This window comes from Janthinobacterium sp. 1L-D-8-B-C4 (assembly GCF_057291295.1).
Genome location: NZ_JBXAVX010000004.1, coordinates 277,336 through 295,806, shown reverse-complemented (window position 1 = coordinate 295,806; position 18,471 = coordinate 277,336). Strand labels below are relative to the sequence as shown.

The 18,471-nt window shown below is 63.8% G+C and carries 17 protein-coding genes; 13 read left to right on the top strand and 4 right to left on the bottom strand.

The window, feature by feature from the left end; translation table 11 throughout:
- Positions 1 to 103 precede the first annotated feature (103 nt).
- The 9 genes from AC0Z42_RS10085 (at position 104) to AC0Z42_RS10045 (ending at position 11,319) form a co-directional block, all read left to right on the top strand.
- Complete coding sequence (locus AC0Z42_RS10085) at positions 104 to 724, top strand: GNAT family N-acetyltransferase (RefSeq protein ID WP_485468081.1); 621 nt, start codon at positions 104 to 106, stop codon at positions 722 to 724.
- Positions 725 to 778: 54 nt separating this feature from the next.
- Positions 779 to 2,464, top strand: coding sequence for an amidohydrolase (locus tag AC0Z42_RS10080; protein WP_485468080.1), 1,686 nt, complete (start codon positions 779 to 781; stop codon positions 2,462 to 2,464).
- Between the two features lie 103 nt (positions 2,465 to 2,567).
- The gene (gene hutU, locus AC0Z42_RS10075; RefSeq protein WP_485468174.1) at positions 2,568 to 4,268 is read left to right on the top strand and encodes a urocanate hydratase; all 1,701 of its coding nucleotides are present in this window, start codon (positions 2,568 to 2,570) and stop codon (positions 4,266 to 4,268) included.
- Entirely contained in the window at positions 4,265 to 5,824 is a 1,560-nt protein-coding gene (gene hutH / locus AC0Z42_RS10070) for a histidine ammonia-lyase (protein WP_485468079.1), read from the top strand. Before hutU ends, hutH begins: the two co-directional genes overlap by 4 nt.
- 19 nt (positions 5,825 to 5,843) lie before the next feature.
- The gene (hutG, locus tag AC0Z42_RS10065; protein WP_485468078.1) at positions 5,844 to 6,629 is read left to right on the top strand and encodes an N-formylglutamate deformylase; all 786 of its coding nucleotides are present in this window, start codon (positions 5,844 to 5,846) and stop codon (positions 6,627 to 6,629) included.
- Complete coding sequence (locus AC0Z42_RS10060; protein WP_485468077.1) at positions 6,614 to 7,984, top strand: formimidoylglutamate deiminase; 1,371 nt, start codon at positions 6,614 to 6,616, stop codon at positions 7,982 to 7,984. The genes hutG and AC0Z42_RS10060 overlap by 16 nt, the downstream gene beginning before the upstream one ends.
- On the top strand, positions 7,984 to 8,559 hold the full coding sequence (locus AC0Z42_RS10055; protein ID WP_485468076.1) for a HutD/Ves family protein: 576 nt from the start codon (positions 7,984 to 7,986) through the stop codon (positions 8,557 to 8,559). The genes AC0Z42_RS10060 and AC0Z42_RS10055 overlap by 1 nt, the downstream gene beginning before the upstream one ends.
- 3 nt (positions 8,560 to 8,562) lie before the next feature.
- The gene (hutI, locus tag AC0Z42_RS10050; protein WP_485468075.1) at positions 8,563 to 9,795 is read left to right on the top strand and encodes an imidazolonepropionase; all 1,233 of its coding nucleotides are present in this window, start codon (positions 8,563 to 8,565) and stop codon (positions 9,793 to 9,795) included.
- Between the two features lie 63 nt (positions 9,796 to 9,858).
- A complete protein-coding gene (locus AC0Z42_RS10045) occupies positions 9,859 to 11,319 on the top strand; it encodes a glycine betaine ABC transporter substrate-binding protein (protein WP_485468173.1) in 1,461 nt (486 codons plus the stop codon).
- Between the two features lie 504 nt (positions 11,320 to 11,823).
- On the opposite strand, the gene AC0Z42_RS10040 is transcribed toward AC0Z42_RS10045, so the two are convergent.
- Both AC0Z42_RS10040 and AC0Z42_RS10035 read right to left on the bottom strand, forming a co-directional pair.
- Complete coding sequence (locus tag AC0Z42_RS10040; protein WP_485468074.1) at positions 11,824 to 12,336, bottom strand: GNAT family N-acetyltransferase; 513 nt, start codon at positions 12,334 to 12,336, stop codon at positions 11,824 to 11,826.
- Entirely contained in the window at positions 12,333 to 13,277 is a 945-nt protein-coding gene (locus AC0Z42_RS10035; protein ID WP_485468073.1) for a DMT family transporter, read from the bottom strand. Before AC0Z42_RS10035 ends, AC0Z42_RS10040 begins: the two co-directional genes overlap by 4 nt.
- A 162-nt stretch (positions 13,278 to 13,439) precedes the next feature.
- On the opposite strand from AC0Z42_RS10035, the gene AC0Z42_RS10030 reads away from it, so the two are divergent.
- On the top strand, positions 13,440 to 13,571 hold the full coding sequence (locus tag AC0Z42_RS10030) for a hypothetical protein (RefSeq protein WP_485468072.1): 132 nt from the start codon (positions 13,440 to 13,442) through the stop codon (positions 13,569 to 13,571).
- 4 nt (positions 13,572 to 13,575) lie between these two features.
- Here AC0Z42_RS10030 and AC0Z42_RS10025 read toward each other — a convergent pair whose 3' ends face one another.
- Positions 13,576 to 14,025 carry an outer membrane lipoprotein gene (locus AC0Z42_RS10025; protein WP_308924298.1) on the bottom strand — a complete coding sequence of 150 codons (450 nt, stop codon included), beginning with the start codon at positions 14,023 to 14,025 and terminating at the stop codon, positions 13,576 to 13,578.
- Positions 14,026 to 14,149: 124 nt separating this feature from the next.
- The gene (locus AC0Z42_RS10020) at positions 14,150 to 14,578 is read right to left on the bottom strand and encodes an Mpo1 family 2-hydroxy fatty acid dioxygenase (protein WP_485468071.1); all 429 of its coding nucleotides are present in this window, start codon (positions 14,576 to 14,578) and stop codon (positions 14,150 to 14,152) included.
- 98 nt (positions 14,579 to 14,676) lie between these two features.
- Between AC0Z42_RS10020 and AC0Z42_RS10015 the strand changes: the two genes are divergently transcribed.
- The 3 genes from AC0Z42_RS10015 to AC0Z42_RS10005 all read left to right on the top strand — a co-directional run bounded on the left by AC0Z42_RS10015 (position 14,677) and on the right by AC0Z42_RS10005 (position 18,466).
- On the top strand, positions 14,677 to 15,192 hold the full coding sequence (locus AC0Z42_RS10015; protein ID WP_485468070.1) for a DNA-deoxyinosine glycosylase: 516 nt from the start codon (positions 14,677 to 14,679) through the stop codon (positions 15,190 to 15,192).
- Positions 15,193 to 15,434: 242 nt separating this feature from the next.
- Complete coding sequence (gene uxaC / locus AC0Z42_RS10010) at positions 15,435 to 16,838, top strand: glucuronate isomerase (RefSeq protein WP_485468069.1); 1,404 nt, start codon at positions 15,435 to 15,437, stop codon at positions 16,836 to 16,838.
- A gap of 29 nt (positions 16,839 to 16,867) precedes the next feature.
- Positions 16,868 to 18,466: a UxaA family hydrolase gene (locus AC0Z42_RS10005; protein ID WP_485468068.1), complete on the top strand. Its 1,599-nt coding sequence runs from the start codon at positions 16,868 to 16,870 to the stop codon at positions 18,464 to 18,466.
- Positions 18,467 to 18,471: the final 5 nt, after the last annotated feature.

The following is an 18,471-nucleotide window of genomic DNA, read 5'->3' as shown; positions in this document are numbered from 1 at the left end:
GAAGACAATCTGCATCCTACCTTCTTTCACCTGGCGGCGGCACGCAAGCTGCTGGAGCCTGCGTTAAGATGCCTGCCATCCATGCCACTTCCACGAGATAACGATGACGCAATCCTCGCTTGACACCCGCGCCGCCGCCAGCCTGGCCGCCGCCCTGGTTGCCGATCCTTTCTATCGCAGCGTCACGGTCGCTTGCGGTGACGACGAGGCGGCGCGCCTGGACATGCTGGCCACTTACTTCGAGCTGGCGCTGGTCGAAGGGTTCCAGGCCGGCCGCGTCGACCTGGCCGACAGCGCTGGCAATGGCGCCGCCATCTGGACCACCGATACGCCGCTGCCGCTGCGCCAGGCGGCGCATGCGCAGCGCGAAACGGCCTTGCGCGAGCTGCTGGGGCCACAGGGTGCCGCCAACTTTGCTGCCATCGTCGCCAATATGGAACACGCGCTGGCGCAGCACGGGCTGCAGCACGCCTGGTATCTGTCGATTGCCGGTATCCACCCCGACGCGCAGGGCAGGGGACTGGGCGCCTCGGTGCTGGCGCCGGGCCTGGCGGCGGTCGATGCGGCGGGCGCCGTGTGTTTCCTGGAAACCTATAACGAGCGCAGCCTGCCGTTCTATGGCCGGCTCGGCTTCGAAGTGGCAGGGCGCTATACGGAAGCCGTCACGGGAGCCGATTACTGGCTGATGCTGCGTCAGCCTGTGCATGCCTCAATGCCTGATTGACCATTTTTGGCATTTCTATACACTCGTCTTTTCCTTGAAGACCTGGAGATGGACATGCCGACCCCGCAACTGCGTCCCGTACTGACCGTTTTTGCCCACCTGCTTGCTTGCCTGCTCGCCACCGGCGCGGCGCATGCCGACACGGTGATCGACAACGCCAATGGCTACACCCTGAACGCCGCCGGCAAGCTGCTGCGCTTCAATGCGCTGGCGTTTGACGATGCGGGCAGGATCATCGCCGTCGGCAGCACCCTTGATGTGGCGCGCAAGGCCGCCAAAGGCGCCACGCATATCGACGTGCAGGGCAAGACCGTGCTGCCAGGCCTGATCGATGCGCATGGCCACGTGTTCGGCCTGGGCGCGATTGCCAGCGGCGTGATGCTGTATGGCTCATCTTCGCTGGACGCGGCGGTGCAAACGGTGGGCGAATTTGCGCGCAAGTATCCCGAGCGCAGCTGGGTGATCGGGAATGGCTGGAACCAGGAAATCTGGAAACTGGGCCGCTTTCCCACCGCCGGCGAACTCGATGCGGCGGAAAGCGCGCGGCCGGCGTGGCTGCGCCGGGTCGACGGCCACGCGGGCTGGGCCAACAGCCGTGCGCTGGCGCTGGCCGGCATCACGCGCGACACCCAAGACCCGGCCGGCGGCAAGATCGTGCGCGATGGCGAAGGCAATGCCACCGGTGTGCTGGTCGATAACGCCATGGAGCTGATGGACAAGGTGCTGCCAAAACCGGGCGAGGCGGACAACCGCGCGGCCCTCGATGGCGCGCTGGCGCAACTGGCGCAAGTGGGCCTGACCAGTGTGCACGACGCCGGCATCGACGTGGCCCAGGACCGTTTGTATCGCGACTATGCCGATCATGGCAAGCTGACGGTACGCGTGTACGGCATGATTTTTGACGTCACCGCCGACTTCGACGCGCTGTCGAAAAATGGCCCCCTCGACAGCTATGCGCATGACCTGTACGCGCTGCGCGCCGTGAAATTGCTGTCCGATGGCGCGCTGGGCAGCCGTGGCGCGGCGCTGATCGAACCCTATAGCGATGCACCCGAAACGCGCGGCCTGCTGTTTTACAACGACGCTGCCATGCGCGCAAGAATGGACAAGGCCATGCGCGCCGGCTACCAGGTCAATGTGCACGCCATCGGCGACGCCGGCAACCGCCAGCTGCTGGACGGCTACCAGGCCTTGACCAGGCAGTACAGCAATGTGGGCCTACGCCACCGCATCGAACACGCGCAGGTGGTGCAGTTGGCCGATATCCCCCGCTTCAAGAGCCTGGGCATCGTGCCGTCGATGCAGCCCACGCATGCCACCTCCGACCAGAACATGGCCGAGCAGCGCGTGGGACCCGAGCGCATCAAGGGCGCGTATGCGTGGCGCACGTTCCTGAAACAGGGCTCGCGCATCGCCTGCGGTTCCGACTTTCCGATTGAATCGCCGAAGCCGTTCGAGGGCATCCATGCGGCCGTCACACGGCAGAACAATGACGGCCTGCCGCTTGGTGGCTGGTATCCGCAGCAGGCGATGACGGTGACCGAAGCGCTGCGCTGCTTTACGCTCGATGCTGCCTGGGCCGGCCACCAGGAAAAGGTGATCGGCTCGCTGGAAAAGGGCAAATGGGCCGACTTTATCGTGGTCGACCAGGATCTGTTTACCGTGGCGCCAGCAGCGATCGGCAAGACCCAGGTGCTGCAGACGTGGCTGGCGGGGAAGCGGGTGTTCCGGAAAAAGTAAAACAAAAGCGGTTGACTTGCTTGTATAGACAACCTATGCTTGTCACATAAAAGCGGGCCACGCATGCCCGCTTTCCCCCTTGAGAGGAGACAGCATGAACAAGATGGACAGCGATCCGCGCTTCGACGCCAGCCGCAGCATCCGCGCCCCGCGCGGCACGGAACTGGCCTGCAAGAACTGGCAGATCGAAGCGGCCTACCGCATGGTGCAGAACAATCTCGATGCCGAGGTGGCGGAAAATCCGGCCCACTTGGTGGTGTACGGCGGCATCGGCCGCGCCGCGCGCAACTGGGCCTGTTTCGACCAGATTCTGGTGTCCTTGCGCGAACTGGAAGAAGACCAGACCTTGCTGATCCAATCGGGCAAACCGGTCGGGGTGTTTCGCACGCATGTCGATGCGCCGCGCGTGCTGATTGCGAACTCCAACCTGGTGCCGAAATGGGCCAACTGGGAACACTTCAACGAACTCGATCGCCAGGGTCTGTTCATGTACGGGCAGATGACGGCCGGCAGCTGGATCTATATCGGCACGCAGGGCATCGTGCAGGGTACCTATGAAACCTTTGCCGAGGCGGGCCGCCAGCATTTCGGCGGCGACTGGGCCGGGCGCTGGATCCTGACGGCCGGCCTTGGCGGCATGGGCGGCGCGCAGCCGCTGGCCGCCACCATGGCCGGCGCCGTCTCGCTCACCATCGAATGCCAGCAAAGCAGCATCGACTTCCGCCTGCGCACGCGCTACCTGGACAAGCAGGCGGCTAACCTGGACGATGCGCTGGCGCTGGTCCAATATCATACCGAGCGCAAGGAAGCCATTTCCATTGGCCTGTTGGGCAATGCGGCCGAACTGCTGCCGGAGCTGGTGAAACGCGCCAAAGCGGGCGGCCCCGTGCCCGGCCTGGTGACCGATCAAACCTCGGCGCATGACCTGGTCAACGGCTACCTGCCGCGCGGCTGGAGCGTGTCGGACTGGAAGGCGGCGCAGCAGGACCCTCAGCGCCATGCGCGCCTGGCGCTGGCCGCCGCCGACTCGTGCGCGGCCCACGTGCAGGCGATGCTGGACTTCCACGCGATGGGCGTGCACACGGTCGACTATGGCAACAATATCCGCCAGGTGGCGTTCGATCAGGGCGTGCAGAACGCGTTTGATTTTCCCGGTTTCGTGCCGGCGTATATCCGCCCGCAGTTCTGCGAGGGGCGCGGGCCGTTTCGCTGGGTGGCGCTGTCGGGCGACCCGGAAGACATCTATAAAACCGATGCGAAGATCAAGGAACTGTTCCCCGATCACGCGCAGGTGCACCACTGGCTCGACATGGCGCGCGAGCGCATTGCCTTCCAGGGCCTGCCGGCGCGCATCTGCTGGCTGGGCCTGGGCGAGCGCCATATCGCCGGCCTGGCCTTCAACGAGATGGTACGCACGGGGGAACTGAAGGCGCCGATCGTGATCGGCCGCGACCACCTCGATACAGGCTCGGTCGCCAGCCCGAACCGCGAAACGGAAAGCATGAAGGACGGCACCGATGCGGTGTCCGACTGGCCGCTCTTGAACGCCATGCTCAATACGGCCGGCGGCGCCACCTGGGTCTCGCTGCACCATGGCGGCGGCGTCGGCATGGGCTACTCCCAGCATGCGGGCATGGTGATCGTGGCCGATGGCACCGAAGCCGCCGCGAAACGCCTGGCGCGCGTGCTGGTCAACGACAGCGGCTCGGGCGTGATGCGCCATGCCGATGCCGGCTATGAAACGGCGGCGGCCTGCGCCAGGCGCAATGGTTTGAACCTGCCCATGATGAATGGAACAACATGACACAAATTCTGAAAAGCTGGACCTTGACACCGGGCGCGATGACCCTGGCCGACCTGCGCGCCGTATGGTCCGCTCCTGCCACCTTGAATCTTGCTGCAGAAGCTTATGGCGTGATCGAGGCATCGGCTGCCGCGGTGCGGGCCATCGTTGCAAAGGGCGATGCGGCGTATGGCATCAATACCGGCTTTGGCCTCTTGGCCAAGACCCGTATTCCGGATGAAAAACTGGAGCAACTGCAGCGCAACCTGATTTTGTCGCACTCGGTCGGTACCGGCGAATTGCTGTCCGATTCGGTGGTGCGCCTCATCATGCTGATGAAGATCGGCAGCCTGGCGCGCGGCTATTCCGGCGTGCGTCCGCTGATCGTCGACACCCTGATCGCGCTGTACAACGCCGGCATCATGCCGGCGATTCCCGCCAAGGGCTCGGTGGGCGCCTCGGGCGACCTGGCGCCGCTGTCGCACATGACCTTGGCCATGCTGGGTGTGGGCGACGTGCGCATGAACGGCGTGTTGATGCCGGCGCCCGAAGCGCTGGCGCGGGCCGGCATTGCGCCGGTGGTGCTGGCGGCAAAAGAGGGCCTGGCGCTGATCAACGGCACGCAGGTGTCGACCGCGCTGGCGCTGCATGGCCTGTTCATGGCCGAACGCCTGCTCGAAGCGGCGATGGTCACCGGCGCACTGTCGCTCGATGCGGCCAAGGGCAGCGATGCGCCGTTTGATGCGCGCGTGCATGCGGTGCGCGGCCAGCCGGGGCAGATCCTGGCGGCGCAGATGTACCGCCAGCTGGTGGCGCACAGCACCATCCGCGCCTCGCACCTGGAAGGCGACGAGCGCGTGCAGGACCCGTACAGCCTGCGCTGCCAGCCGCAGGTGATGGGTGCCTGCCTGGACCTGATCGTCAACGCACGCCGCACCTTGCTGATCGAGGCCAATGCCGTCACCGACAACCCTTTGATCTTCCAGGACGACGCCAGGCACCTGGCCGAAATCGTCTCGGGCGGCAATTTCCACGCCGAGCCTGTCGCGTTTGCGGCCGATACCCTGGCGCTGGCGATCGCCGAAATCGGCGCGCTGGCCGAGCGCCGCATCGCACTGCTGATCGACGCGACGCTCTCCGGCCTGCCGCCGTTCCTGGTGCGCGAACCGGGCATCAATTCCGGCTTCATGATTGCGCACGTGACGGCCGCAGCGCTGGCGTCGGAAAACAAGTCGCTGGCCCATCCGGCCAGCGTCGACAGCCTGCCCACTTCCGCCAACCAGGAGGATCATGTCAGCATGGCCACCTATGCCGGGCGGCGGCTGGACGACATGGCGCACAACACGGCCGTCATCGTCGGTATTGAATTACTGGCGGCGGCGCAGGGCATCGATTTCCATCGTCCCTTGAAAACTTCATCGCAACTGGAACACGTGCATCAGCAGCTGCGCCAGAAGGTGCCGTTCTTTGACGCCGACCGCTATTTCGCGCCCGATATCGAAGCGGCGCGGCAGATGGTGCTTGCCGGCGATTTGAGCTTGACCTGCAAACAGCTGTTCGCGCCGCTGTACGCCTGAACGGCGCCAGGAGACCATCATGGATTATCAATTTCACGCCGGCGGCATTCCGCTGCTGGTATCGATGCCGCATGTGGGCGTCGATATTCCCGACGAGATTGCCGCGCGCATGACGCCGCAGGCGCTGGCCAAGGCTGACACCGACTGGCATCTGCGCGAGCTGCATGGCTTTTTGCAGCAGATGGATGCGTCGGTGCTGTCGGCGCGCTGGTCGCGCTATGTGATCGACCTGAACCGGCCGCGCGAAGACACGAATCTGTATCCGGGCCAGGACACCACCGGCCTGCTGCCGATGGATACCTTTCACCGCGAGCCGCTGTATCTGGCCGGCCAGGAACCTGATTTGCAGGACCGGCAGCAGCGCGTCGAGCGCTACTGGGCGCCGTATCACCTGCAGCTGGAACAGGAACTCGAGCGCCTGCTGCGCGTGCATGGCGCGGTGGTGCTGTGGGAAGCGCATTCGATCGCCTCGCGCGTGCCGCGTTTTTTCGACGGCAAGCTGCCCGACCTGAACTTCGGCACGGCCGATGGCGCCAGCTGCGACGCTGGCTTGACCGAGGCGGTGGTTGGCCTGGCGCGCGGCGACCAATTCACGGTGGCCCTGAACGGCCGCTTCAAGGGCGGCCATATCACGCGCCACTACGGCCAGCCGGCGCGCCGCGTGCATGCGATCCAGCTTGAAATGTGCCAGTGCCTGTATATGGACGAAGCGGCGCCGTTTGCGTATCGGCCCGATCTGGCGCAACAGGTGCAGCCGCTGCTGCGGCAGATGATGGAAGCGGCGGTGGCATGGGTGGCGCGGTGAGCCTGTTTGCGCGCAACGCGCTGCTGCCGCAAGGCTGGCGCCGCGACGTGCTGCTGGCGTGGGATGCGCATGGCGACCTGACGAGCGTGATCGATAACGCGGCGCCACCCGATGGCGTGGAGCTGGCCGAATATGTGCTGCCCGGGATGGTCAACCTGCATTCGCACGCGTTTCAACGGGCGCTGGGCGGCATGACGGAAAAGGCAGGAGCGGGGCCTGACAGCTTCTGGACCTGGCGCGACCTGATGTACCGCTTTGCCGGGCGCATCACGCCGGAGCAGATCGAAACCATCGCCGCCCAGCTGTTTGCCGAATGCCTGCGCCATGGCTATACGGCCGTGTGCGAATTTCACTACCTGCAGCGCGATCCCGGTGGCGAGCTGTATGCGCGGCCGGCCGAGACGGCCGAACGGGTAATCGCGGCGGCGCGTGCCAGCGGCATCGGCATCACCATGCTGCCGGTGCTGTACAGCCATGCCGGCTTTGGCGCGCAGCCCTTGCAATCGCAGCAGGCGCGCTTTCGCACCGATGCCGGCGATGTGCTGCGCATCGTCGAGGCTTTGGCGCCGCAGCGCTGCGGCCAGGTAGAGGTGGGCTTTGCGCCGCACTCGCTGCGTGCCGCGTCTATCGCCCAGATCGCGCAGGTGGCGCAAGCCTTGCCGGCCGGGCGCCCGATCCACATCCATATCGCAGAACAGCAGGCCGAGGTGGAGCAGTGCCTGGCGGCGACCGGTCTGCGCCCGGTGCAATACCTGTACGATCAGCTTGATGTCGATGCGCGCTGGTGCCTGGTGCATGCGACGCATCTGGAGGCAAGCGAAGTTGCGCAGCTGGCGGCCAGCGGCGCCGTCGCGGGCCTGTGCCCGACCACCGAAGCGAACCTGGGCGATGGCCTGTTCCCGCTGCCCGAATTGATTGCCGCTGGCGGGCGCTTCGGCATCGGCAGCGACAGCCATGTGTCGCAGTCGCCGGTGGAGGAATTGCGCTGGCTCGAATATGGCCAGCGTTTGCAGCGCCAGCAGCGCAATATCGCGGTGACACCCGCGCAGCGCCAGGTCGGCGACTATCTGTGGCAGGCGGCCTTGCAGGGCGGGGCGCAGGCGGCCGGACGCAAGCTCGGTGCGCTGACGGTGGGCTCGCGCGCCGACCTGCTGGTGCTGGACGATGCGCATGTCAATCTGTGTGGCGTGGCGGTCAGCGATGTGCTGGGCAGCTTGCTGTTTTGCGGCAACGACAATCTGGTGCGCGATGTGCTGTGCGGTGGGCGGTGGCAGGTGCGCGGCGGGCGCCATGTGGCGCAGGACGCGATCACCGCCGCTTACAAGCGCACCCTGGCGCGATTGCGGGCGCTCTGATGGCGACCTTGATTCCGCATGCAAGCCTGCGCGCCGCGCCGTGGAAAAACGGTGGCGGCAGCAGCATGCAAATCGCCATCTGGCCGCTGGATGCGGGCCTGGATAACTTTGACTGGCGCATCAGCCTGGCGACCATCACGGCCGATGGGCCGTTTTCTGTGTTCCCCGGCATCGACCGCAGCCTGGTGCTGGTCGATGGCGACAAGCTGCGCCTGCTGCTGGACGGCACGCGCCAGGTGGCGCTGGACGCCGCCTCGCCGATGTTGTGGTTTCCCGGCGAAGCGCAAGTCGATGCGGCGGTAGAGGGACCCACGCTGGACTTCAATGTGATGACCCGCCGTAGCCGCTGCCGCCACCAGCTCGTAACCATCCTGGCGCCATGCCAGCTGGCGCGCCGCAGCGCCACCACCTTGTTGTTTGTCGCCGGCGACGGCCCGGTACTGGCGCGTGGTGGCCAGCAGGCGTTTACCTTGACACGTCATGACGCCTTGCTGCTCGATGCCGGCGATGCGCTACAGTGGCAGCTCGATGCGCCACATGCCACGGCGGTGTTCCACGTCGATCTGTTCATCTGAGGAGTGGCCATGCATGACTGGGATCTGGTACTGCACAACGTCCATCTGGCCACCATGGAAGATGGCTACGGCGAATCGCGCGACGCCGCCATCGCCGTCAAGGATGGCCGCATCGCCTGGCTGGGATCCGCTGACGAACTGCCAGCCAGCGGCGCGGTGCTGATCGATGGCGGGCAATGCTGGCTCACGCCCGGCCTGATCGACTGCCACACCCACATCGTCCACGCCGGCAACCGCAGCGGCGAATTCGAAGCACGCCTCAACGGCGCCAGTTACGAAGATATCAGCCGCGCCGGCGGCGGCATCATGTCGACCGTGCGCGCCACGCGCGCCGCCAGCGCTGATGAACTACTGGCGCAAAGCCTGCCGCGCGTGCTGTCCTTGCTGGCCGAAGGCGTGACTACCCTGGAGGTCAAGTCCGGCTATGGGCTTGATCTGGAGAGTGAGGCGAAGATGCTGCGCGTGGCGCGCGCCATCGGCAAGCGGCTGCCGGTCACGGTGCGCACCAGTTTCCTGGGCGCGCATGCGCTGCCGCCCGAGTACGCGGGCCGTGCCGACGACTATATCGACCTGGTCTGCCGCCAGATGCTGCCGGCGATCGCCAGCGCCGGCCTGGCGGACGCGGTCGACGCCTTTTGCGAAACCATCGGCTTTACACCGGCGCAAACGCAGCGGGTGTTCGACGCGGCGCAGTCGCTGGGTCTGCCCGTGAAACTGCATGCCGAGCAGCTGTCGGACCAGGGCGGCGCGGCGCTGGTGGCCAGCCTCGGTGGCCTGTCGGCCGACCATCTGGAGTTTTTGAGCGACGACGGTATCGCCGCCATGGCACGCCACGGCACGGTGGCCGTGCTGCTGCCGGGCGCCTACTATTTTTTGCGCGAGACGCAGCCGCCACCGGTCGCCGCCCTGCGCACGGCCGGCGTGCCGATGGCGGTATCGACCGACTGCAATCCCGGCACCTCGCCGATGACCTCCCTGCTGCTGGCGATGAACATGGCGTGTACCCTGTGGCGCATGACGCCGCAGGAGGCGCTGGCCGGCGCCACCATCCATGCCGCGCGCGCGCTCGGCCTGCAGCATGACAGGGGCAGCCTGGCGGTGGGCAAGCGTGCCGACTTTGCGCTGTGGCGCATTGCCCGTCCGGCCGACCTGTCGTATGCGATCGGTTTCAATCCCTGCGCTGGCGTGGTGCACGGCGGCGTATGGCGCGCGCCGGTGGTAAGCTTGCCCGATTGATCATTCGTCCGGGAGCGCCGCGTGCGCGTCATATATTGGTTGGCTTTACTGGTTTTTTGCGGCATGGCGCCGGCGCAGGCGATGGACAGCGGCACCCTGAAGGTCGGTTCGAAGCGCTTTACGGAATCGTATATTTTAGGCGAGATCGTGCGGCAAAGCGCCGCGCCGCAGGTCAAGGCCGAACATCGCCAGGGCCTGGGCAACACCGCCATCGTGCTCGCTGCGCTGCAGGCCGGCAGCATCGACCTGTATGCCGAATACACGGGCACCATCGCCAGCGAAGTGCTGAAACACGACAAGCCGGTCACTTTGGCGCAGATGCGGCGCGAACTGGCGCCGCTGGGCCTGGGCGTGGCCGTGCCGCTGGGCTTCAACAATACCTACGCGCTGGCGATGCGCGGCGATGACAAGACTATCGCCAGCCTGCTGGACCTGGCCGCGCATCCGGCATTGAAATTCGGCCTGTCGCATGAATTCATCGGCCGGGTCGACGGCTGGCCAGGCCTGGCCACACGTTATGGCCTGCCGCAGCGCCCGCGCGGGCTCGATCACGGCATTGCCTATGAAGCGCTGGCGCAAAAACAGGTTGATGTGATCGACATCTATTCGACCGACGCGAAAATCCGCCAGTACGGCCTGCGCGTGCTGGCCGACAGCGAACAGTATTTCCCCCGCTACGACGCCATGCTGCTGTACCGCCTTGATATGCCCAAGCGCTTTCCCGCCGCCTGGCAGGCGCTGCAAAAGCTGGAGGGGCGCATCAGCGAAAGCGCCATGATTGCCATGAATGCGGCGGTGGAAATCGACGGCAAGAGCTTCGCCGTGGTTACCAGCCAGTTTCTGGCTTCGTCCGGCGGCGGCAAGCCGGTGGCCGCCGGCGCGCGCGCCGGGCTGTTCGAGAAGATCATCGGCGACGATTTATGGACCTTGACGCGCCAGCATCTGACCTTGGTGCTGCTGTCGGTGGTGCTGGCCTGCCTGATCGGCGTGCCGCTGGGCGTGCTGGCGGCGTTTCATGCGCCGCTGCGGCAAACCGTGCTGGCGCTGGTGGGGGTATTGCAAACCGTGCCGTCGCTGGCGCTGCTGGCGATGCTGATCCCCATGCTTGGCATGATCGGCATGGTGCCGGCGCTGGTGGCCTTGTTCGTCTACGCGCTGCTGCCCATCGTGCGCAATACCTGCACCGGCATTCTGCAGATCCCTCCTGGGCTGCGCATGGCGGCGCTGGCGCTGGGGCTGACCCGCCGCGACCGCCTGCTGCATGTGGACCTGCCGCTGGCCTTGCCGGTGATACTGGCCGGCGTCAAGACTGCCGCCGTGATGAGCGTGGGTACGGCCACCATCGCCGCCTTCATTGGCGCCGGCGGCTATGGCGAGCGCATTACCATCGGCCTGGCGCTGAACGACAACGACATGCTGCTGGCCGGCGCGATTCCCGCCGCCGTGCTGGCGCTGCTTACGCAGGGCGTGTTTGAACTGGTGGAGAGATGGACCCTGCCAGGCAAGGGCCAGCTGCGTGCTTGATTTGGCGCAATATCGCGCTTGCGTGTAATGCCACACTGAATCTTCCGCGCTGCGTGCATGGCCCGGTCCCACACCTTCAAGGAGATTCGCATGACCCGCCATTTGCTTGCCTGCTGTATTGCTTTCTTTTATAAAAACAGACAGCACCAGGGCGGCGCCGCCCAGCAGCATATCGGCTTGCATGGCACGTTAATTGAACCACGGAAATAGTAACGAACTGCCGATGAAATGTAAGAGCTGGTAAGCAAATGTAAGGGTCGGCCTGAACGTATTGTGCAACGTTTATATTCAACTCCGTTGATTGAATTCTCCCCCTCCCACTTGACAATGGGTTCTACCCCTCGGTGCCGCTAGCCCGAGGGGTTTTTTTTGCCTGGTGGACGCTGACCAGACCTGCTGCGCGTTGGTATAGGCAGCCTGCGATGCTCACCGTACTTGAGTACGGTTGCGCTTCTCAGCCGCCTCTCCCTGCCGCTCGCGACGGTCTGGTCATGCGTCGAGACGTTATTGAGAAATTCCTTGTGGTTTGCCTGCTGATAATTGCGTCAATGCATCCCCCGTCACCCGGCAGATGCGCCAGTCGGGCATCACGTTGGCACCCATGTTCTGGTAAAAATTGATGGCGTTTTCGTTCCAGTCCAGCACCGACCATTCGAAACGGCCGCAGTTGCGCTCGACGGCCAGTTGCGCCAGAGCGACCAGCATCTGCTTGCCGTAGCCCTTGCCGCGCATTGCGGGTTTCACGTACAGGTCTTCCAGGTAAAGGCCCTTGCGGCACAGGAAGGTGGAGAAGTTGTGGAAGAAGATGGCGAAGGTGACGACCTCGCCGTTGTCCAGGCCGACCAGCGCTTCGCAGGCGGGCTGCGGGCCGAAAAGGCTATCGTGAAGCATCGTTTCGTTGGCCAGTATCATGTGTTCGAGTTTTTCAAACACGGCCAGTTCGTGGATCATGCCGAAGATGGCGGCGACGTCGGCCGCTTGTGCGGGGCGGATGGCGAGGGTGGACGAGTTGCTCATGAGGCCTTTGCGGTAGGTGTGGCGGAAAGCGAGGAGGCGATGCGGGTCTTGCGCGCGCCCGAGGTCAGGGCCCAGGCCACGCTCGACAGGCACAGCGCCATGCCCAGCCATTCGATGGCGGCCGGGCGGTAATGTTCGAACTGTATCGACAGCAGCACGGAAATGACGGGCGTGACGACGCCGATATACACGGTCTTTTGCGTGCCGATACGGGCGATCAGGGTGAAATAGGCGCTAAACGCAATGACCGAGCCGAACACCGCCAGGTAGACCAAGCCCATCCAGTAACTGGCGCGCGTGGGCAGGCTCCAGGCCTGGCCCGTGACCAGCGCCCATGCGGCCACCATCAGGGTGCCCCACAGCATGGTCCAGGCCATGGTCAGCATCACATTGCTCGAATGGCTGCGCACCTTCATCACCAGCGCATTGCCTGCCGTGCTGGCGACGGTGGCTGCCAGCGCCAGCATGAAGCCGAGCAAAAAGTGGCCGTTGCCGCCACCGAGAATCTCTTTCAAGGCCGCGTCGATCGACTGGTAGAACAGCAGTACGATGCCGCAGATGGCAACCGCTCCCGCAAAACAGGTACTGAGGGTAATCGGCGTGCCGAAGGCCAGGCGGTTGAGCAGCGGCGTCCAGAACACCATCAGCGCAAACAGCACGCTGACCAGCGCCGAGACCAGGTATTGCTCGGAGCTGTAAGTGCAGACATAGCTGAGCGCGAAAGAGGCCAGGCCCTGCAGCATCATCCATTTTTGCGCGCGCCAGGGCAGGCGCAGAGTGTCGCCGCGGATGGAGCACCAGGCAAACAGCGTCATGGATGCCAGGCCGAAGCGGTAGACCACGGAAACGGCGGGGGCGACGTCGCCCAGTTGCAAGGTGATGGCCCAGAAGGTGGAGCCCCAGATCAGGCAGGCGGTAATAAACAGGAGGGGAGAGGACATCGCGACAGTATACGGTCTCGCCCGTGGCTTGACCAGCGCAGCATTGGCGCCACAACAGGCCTTGAGGCAGAGCAGGGATGTCGAAAAATGTTGAAATTATGAAAATATTTATATTATCATCGAGTAAATATTTTCCGGCCTCAACTCTTCAGGGAGCTCATCATGCCAGCCTCGCTGCACTTCAAAGTATGGACCGTGATCGTCTACGTGGTGGTGATGACCCTGATCGCCATCTGGCTGCATGAAGGCATGGCGCCGGCCGCTACCTTGATGGCGGCCGGCAGTTTTGGCTAGGTTCTCAGTGCGTCACGCGCGTGGTGCGGCCGTCCGACAGCAAACGCACTCTTTCGCCGGGGCGGAATTGCTCGTCCGCATCTTGCACGATGGCGCGCAGGTCGCCGTTGTCCAGGCGCACGGTGATCTCGAAGCCGGGCTTGTTCGCTGAATTCGCTTCGATGCTCTGGCCGGCAATGCCGCCCGCTACTGCGCCAAGGATGCTGGCCGCAATCGCACCCTTGCCGCCGCCGACGGCCGAACCGGCCACGCCGCCCAGCGCCGCGCCGGCCAGCACGCCGGTGCCGCTTTCGCCCTTGTCGATGGTAACCTGGCGCACCGATTCCACGGTACCCATGCGCACCGACTGTTCGTTCTGCGCCTGGCGCGCCTTGTACACATTGGCTGAATTCGGTTGTACGGCGCAACCGGCCAGAGTGGCCAGCAAGGCGACGGCAATAATCGATGTTTTCATGTTCAACTCCAGATAGAAAAGTGGTGGTGCGCCGATCGCGTCAATGGCATCGGCTGCGCATTAATGATAAGACAAGTTGCCTTTGATAAACAGCCTGCAATGGTAATAATCTGTTACGTCCTGCCTAATACGCCAGCCGCAAGCGCCGGTACGCAAAGCCCAGCACGAATAGCGGACCGATCAGCAAAAAGCGCATATCGTCCAGGAACGAGGGCTTCCTGCCTTCGATCTGGTGACCGATGAACTGGCCGATCCAGGCCAGCACGAACAGCACCAGCGACAGCGGTAGAATCACGATCGGCTGCATCGCCGCCAGTACCACCAGCATCAGCGCCAGCATCGCCAGCATGCCGAGCGCAAACGGCCGCGACAGCTTTGCATAGTAGACCAAGGCGGCCATACTGCCGGCCAGCGCCACAACGGCATGCAAGCTCCACAGCAAGCCCAGCACGCTGAACACGATCAGCGGCACGCACACGATGTGCACCCATTCATTGACCGGGTTGCGGTGGCTGTCGCCGTAGTGGGCCAGCAAGGTGTCGATGGTGCGCATGGCAGTCTCCGTGATGGATCATGCGGAAATTCTACACCGCTTTGCCGACGCACCGAGCGCGTAGAATGATGGCTTTCTTATTCCATGCAGGAACGCAGTTGACATTACCTCTCGCTAATCTTGACACCCGCAAGCGCTGCTTCGATCCCGTCGTCAATGCCCATACACGGCTGCTGATCCTGGGCAGCTTGCCCGGCGAAAAGTCGCTGGCGCACAGCCAGTACTATGCCCATCCGCAAAACAAATTCTGGCTGCTGCTGGGGGAAGTGCTGGGCGTCGAGCTGAAAAGCCTGCCGTATGACGTACGCCTGGCCACCTTGCTGGCGCATGGGGTAGGGCTGTGGGACGTGGTGGCGCAGGCGCACCGCTCGGGCAGCCTGGACAGCAATATCCGCGAGCGCGACGATAACGACCTGGTGGCATTGATCGCTGGTCTGCCACGACTGGCAACCATCGCCTTCAACGGTGGCACGGCCGCCAGGCTGGGCTTGAAAGTGCTGGGCGAGCATGCGCAGCGCTATCGCATTGTCAGCCTGCCGTCGAGCAGCCCGGCCTATACGCTGGCGTATGCGGAAAAATTGCAGGCTTGGCAAGTGCTGCGGTCCGTACCCTAAATTTCAGAAACTTACAGCAATGCCGCTTTAATCGATCTATCTTCGCGAATTTATCTTCCTGCTGCGATGTGATTACCTCGCATCGTACCGTTCCCGCTGAAAACCCTGTTGTTGTTTCCCCGCCCAATTCTTTTTGCCCTGCTTCACTTTTGCGCTTGCTACCGCTGATATATTACGTTTAATATCCTGATATATCAGAGTGCGCCAGTTTGGTGCCACGACAAAACATGCAAAGCAAGGAGATGGCTACGATGACCGAGTTCATGAATCAGGATTTTCTACTCACCACCGAAACGGCCCGCAAGCTGTATCACGAAGTGGCGGCCGACCTGCCGATCATCGATTACCACTCGCACCTGCAACAAGGCGAAATCGCCGCGCGCAAGACCTTCCGCAATATCGCCGAGCTGTGGCTGGCGGGCGACCATTACAAATGGCGTTTGATGCGCACGGCGGGCGTGGCCGAGGAATTCATCACCGGCGAGCGCTCGGACCAGGAAAAATTCCGCGCCTTCTGCAAGGTGTTGCCACTGGCGATCGGCAACCCGATCCACCATTGGAGCCATCTGGAACTGCGCCGCATCTTCAATATCGACCTCTTGATCAATGAAGCGAATGCCGATGCGATCTGGGAACAGGCCAACGCCAAACTGGCCACCATGGACACCTGGTCGCTGCTGGAACAGGCCGGCGTGGAAATCGCCTGCACCACCGACGACCCGGCCGACGACCTGCTGCAGCACGCGGAAATCGCCAACTCGGCACTGAAAACGCGCGTGCTGCCGGCCTACCGTCCGGACAAGGCCATGCGCATCAACCAGCCGCGCTTTATCGAGTACCTGAAACGCCTGGGCGACGTGGCACAAGTGCCGGTCACTTCGTTTGCCTCGCTGATCGCCGCGCTGGCCGTGCGCGTGGAATTTTTCCACTCGCGTGGCGCGCGCATCTCGGATCATGCCGTCGACGTCACCTTGCCGGTGGTGGGCGCTACCCCTGAAGAACTCGAAGCGCTGTTCGCCAAACGCCTGCAAGGTACCCTGTTGACGGATGCCGAAAACGGCCTGTACCTGCGCGGCCTGCTGGAAGCGATTGGCCGCGTCTACGCCAACTATGGCTGGACCATGTGCCTGCATATCGGCGCCCAGCGCAACAACAACGACCGCATGCGCGCCAAGCTCGGTCCGGATACCGGCTACGACTCGATCTCGGACATGGGCAGCAGCGCCGGCCTGGCCTCGCTGTTGAACGCATTGGATCAGGACAACCGCCTGCCGAAAACCATGCTGTTCTGCCTGAACCCGAACATGAACGAAGTGCTGTCGACCATGGTCGGCAACTTCCAGGACGGCACCGTCGCCGGCAAGCTGCAGTTCGGCCCGGCCTGGTGGTTCAACGACCACAAGGAAGGCAACTTGCAGCAGCTGGTCGGTTTCGGCAACCACAGCGTGCTGGGCGTGTTTGTCGGCATGGTGACCGATTCGCGCAGCTTTGCGTCCTACCCGCGCCACGACTATTTCCGCCGCCTGGTATGCCGCCAGATCGGTGAGTGGGTCCACGGTGGCGAATACCCGAACGACTTCGAGGCGCTGGCCACCATCGTGCGCGGCATTTGCTACGACAACGCACGCAAATACTTCCAGCTCTAATCCCTCAGCCGCCGCCAGGAACAACAGTCATGCAAAAAGTATTGTGTATTCACCCCGACGACGACATGCTGGTCGCCCTGTCCGACCTGGCCGCCGGCGAGGTTGTCAACTGGGAGGGTGACTCCATCCTGATCAGCAGCGCCGTCAAGACCAAGCACAAGCTGGCCCGCCGCGCGTTTGCCACCGGCGAGATCCTGCGCCTGTACGGCGTGCCGGTCGGCAAGGCCACGGTCGATATCCGCCGCGGCGAAGCCGTCACCACCGAAAACCTGCATCACTATGCGGCCGAAGTGGAACTGGAACCGCAGGCGCCGTACAGCTGGACGCCGCCCGACGTGGCACGGTTCGATGGCGCCACCTTCCCCGGCGTGGTGCGTGCCGATGGCCGCGTGGGCACCGCCAATTACTGGCTGGTGTTCCCGCTGGTGTTCTGTGAAAACCGCAATGTCGAGCACCTGCGCAATGCGCTCGAAGCGCCGCTCGGTTACACCCGCAATGACCTGGCGTCGTTCACCTTGTCGCTCTTGGGCGAAGAGATGGAAGCGCCAAAACCGGTGGTGCGTCCGTTCCCGAACCTCGATGGCGTGCGCATCATCACGCATAACGGCGGCTGCGGCGGCACGCGCGCCGATGCGCGCTCGCTCTGCAGGATTTTGTCGGCCTATGCCGACCATCCGAACGTGGCCGGCATTACCGTCTTCAGCCTGGGCTGCCAGAACGCGCAGATTTCCATGTTCAAGGAAGCGCTGGCAAAACAGAATCCAAATTTCGACAAGCCCTGCCTGATCTACGAACAACAGAAGTGGGACAGCGAAGACGCCATGATGAAGGCGGTGCTGACCGATACCCTGGCGCAGCTGAAAGAAGCGAACAAGGTCACGCGCCAGCCGGTGCCGCTGTCGCACCTGAAAATCGGCGTCAAGTGCGGCGGCTCCGATGGTTTTTCCGGCATCTCGGCCAACCCGGCCATGGGCCTGGTGTCGGACATGGTGGTGGCCGTTGGCGGCTCGTCCATCCTGGCTGAATTCCCCGAGCTGTGCGGCGTCGAAGCGAACCTGATCGAACGCTGCGAAAACGACGACGACAAGCGCCGCTTCCTGGGCCTGATGCGCGACTTCGAAGCGCGCGCCGAAGCGGTCGGCACACATTTCGCCGACAACCCCAGCCCCGGCAATATCCGCGACGGCCTGATTACCGACGCGATGAAATCGGCCGGCGCGGCCAAGAAGGGCGGCACCTCGCCCATCGTCTCGGTGCTCGACTACGGCGAACAAAGCCCGAAAGCCGGCTTGTCGCTGCTGTGCACACCGGGCGGCGACGTCGAATCGGTAACCGGCATCGTTGCCTCGGGCGCCAATGTGGTGCTGTTTTCCACCGGCCTCGGTACGCCGACCGGCAACCCGATCGTGCCGGTATTGAAAATCTCCAGCAACACCCGCGTCGCCAAAAAGCTGTCGGACCTGATCGACTATGACTGCGGCCCCGTGATCGAAGGCACGCCGTTGCCGGAGGTGGCCAACGGCCTGTTCGACATGGTGGTGGCCACCGCCGGCGGCCAGTACACGGCCAAGGCCGACCGCCTGCAGCAGTACGACTTCATCTTCTGGAAACGCGACATTTCACTGTGAGCCAT

Coding starts and splice junctions, on each gene's coding strand:
- AC0Z42_RS10085 (WP_485468081.1), top strand. CDS start 104: ATGACGCAATCCTCGCTTGACACCCGCGCCGCCGCCAGCCTGGCCGCC.
- AC0Z42_RS10080 (WP_485468080.1), top strand. CDS start 779: ATGCCGACCCCGCAACTGCGTCCCGTACTGACCGTTTTTGCCCACCTG.
- hutU (WP_485468174.1), top strand. CDS start 2,568: ATGGACAGCGATCCGCGCTTCGACGCCAGCCGCAGCATCCGCGCCCCG.
- hutH (WP_485468079.1), top strand. CDS start 4,265: ATGACACAAATTCTGAAAAGCTGGACCTTGACACCGGGCGCGATGACC.
- hutG (WP_485468078.1), top strand. CDS start 5,844: ATGGATTATCAATTTCACGCCGGCGGCATTCCGCTGCTGGTATCGATG.
- AC0Z42_RS10060 (WP_485468077.1), top strand. CDS start 6,614: ATGGGTGGCGCGGTGAGCCTGTTTGCGCGCAACGCGCTGCTGCCGCAA.
- AC0Z42_RS10055 (WP_485468076.1), top strand. CDS start 7,984: ATGGCGACCTTGATTCCGCATGCAAGCCTGCGCGCCGCGCCGTGGAAA.
- AC0Z42_RS10045 (WP_485468173.1), top strand. CDS start 9,859: ATGGCGCCGGCGCAGGCGATGGACAGCGGCACCCTGAAGGTCGGTTCG.
- AC0Z42_RS10040 (WP_485468074.1), bottom strand. CDS start 12,336: ATGAGCAACTCGTCCACCCTCGCCATCCGCCCCGCACAAGCGGCCGAC.
- AC0Z42_RS10035 (WP_485468073.1), bottom strand. CDS start 13,277: ATGTCCTCTCCCCTCCTGTTTATTACCGCCTGCCTGATCTGGGGCTCC.
- AC0Z42_RS10030 (WP_485468072.1), top strand. CDS start 13,440: ATGCCAGCCTCGCTGCACTTCAAAGTATGGACCGTGATCGTCTACGTG.
- AC0Z42_RS10025 (WP_308924298.1), bottom strand. CDS start 14,025: ATGAAAACATCGATTATTGCCGTCGCCTTGCTGGCCACTCTGGCCGGT.
- AC0Z42_RS10020 (WP_485468071.1), bottom strand. CDS start 14,578: ATGCGCACCATCGACACCTTGCTGGCCCACTACGGCGACAGCCACCGC.
- uxaC (WP_485468069.1), top strand. CDS start 15,435: ATGGCTACGATGACCGAGTTCATGAATCAGGATTTTCTACTCACCACC.
- AC0Z42_RS10005 (WP_485468068.1), top strand. CDS start 16,868: ATGCAAAAAGTATTGTGTATTCACCCCGACGACGACATGCTGGTCGCC.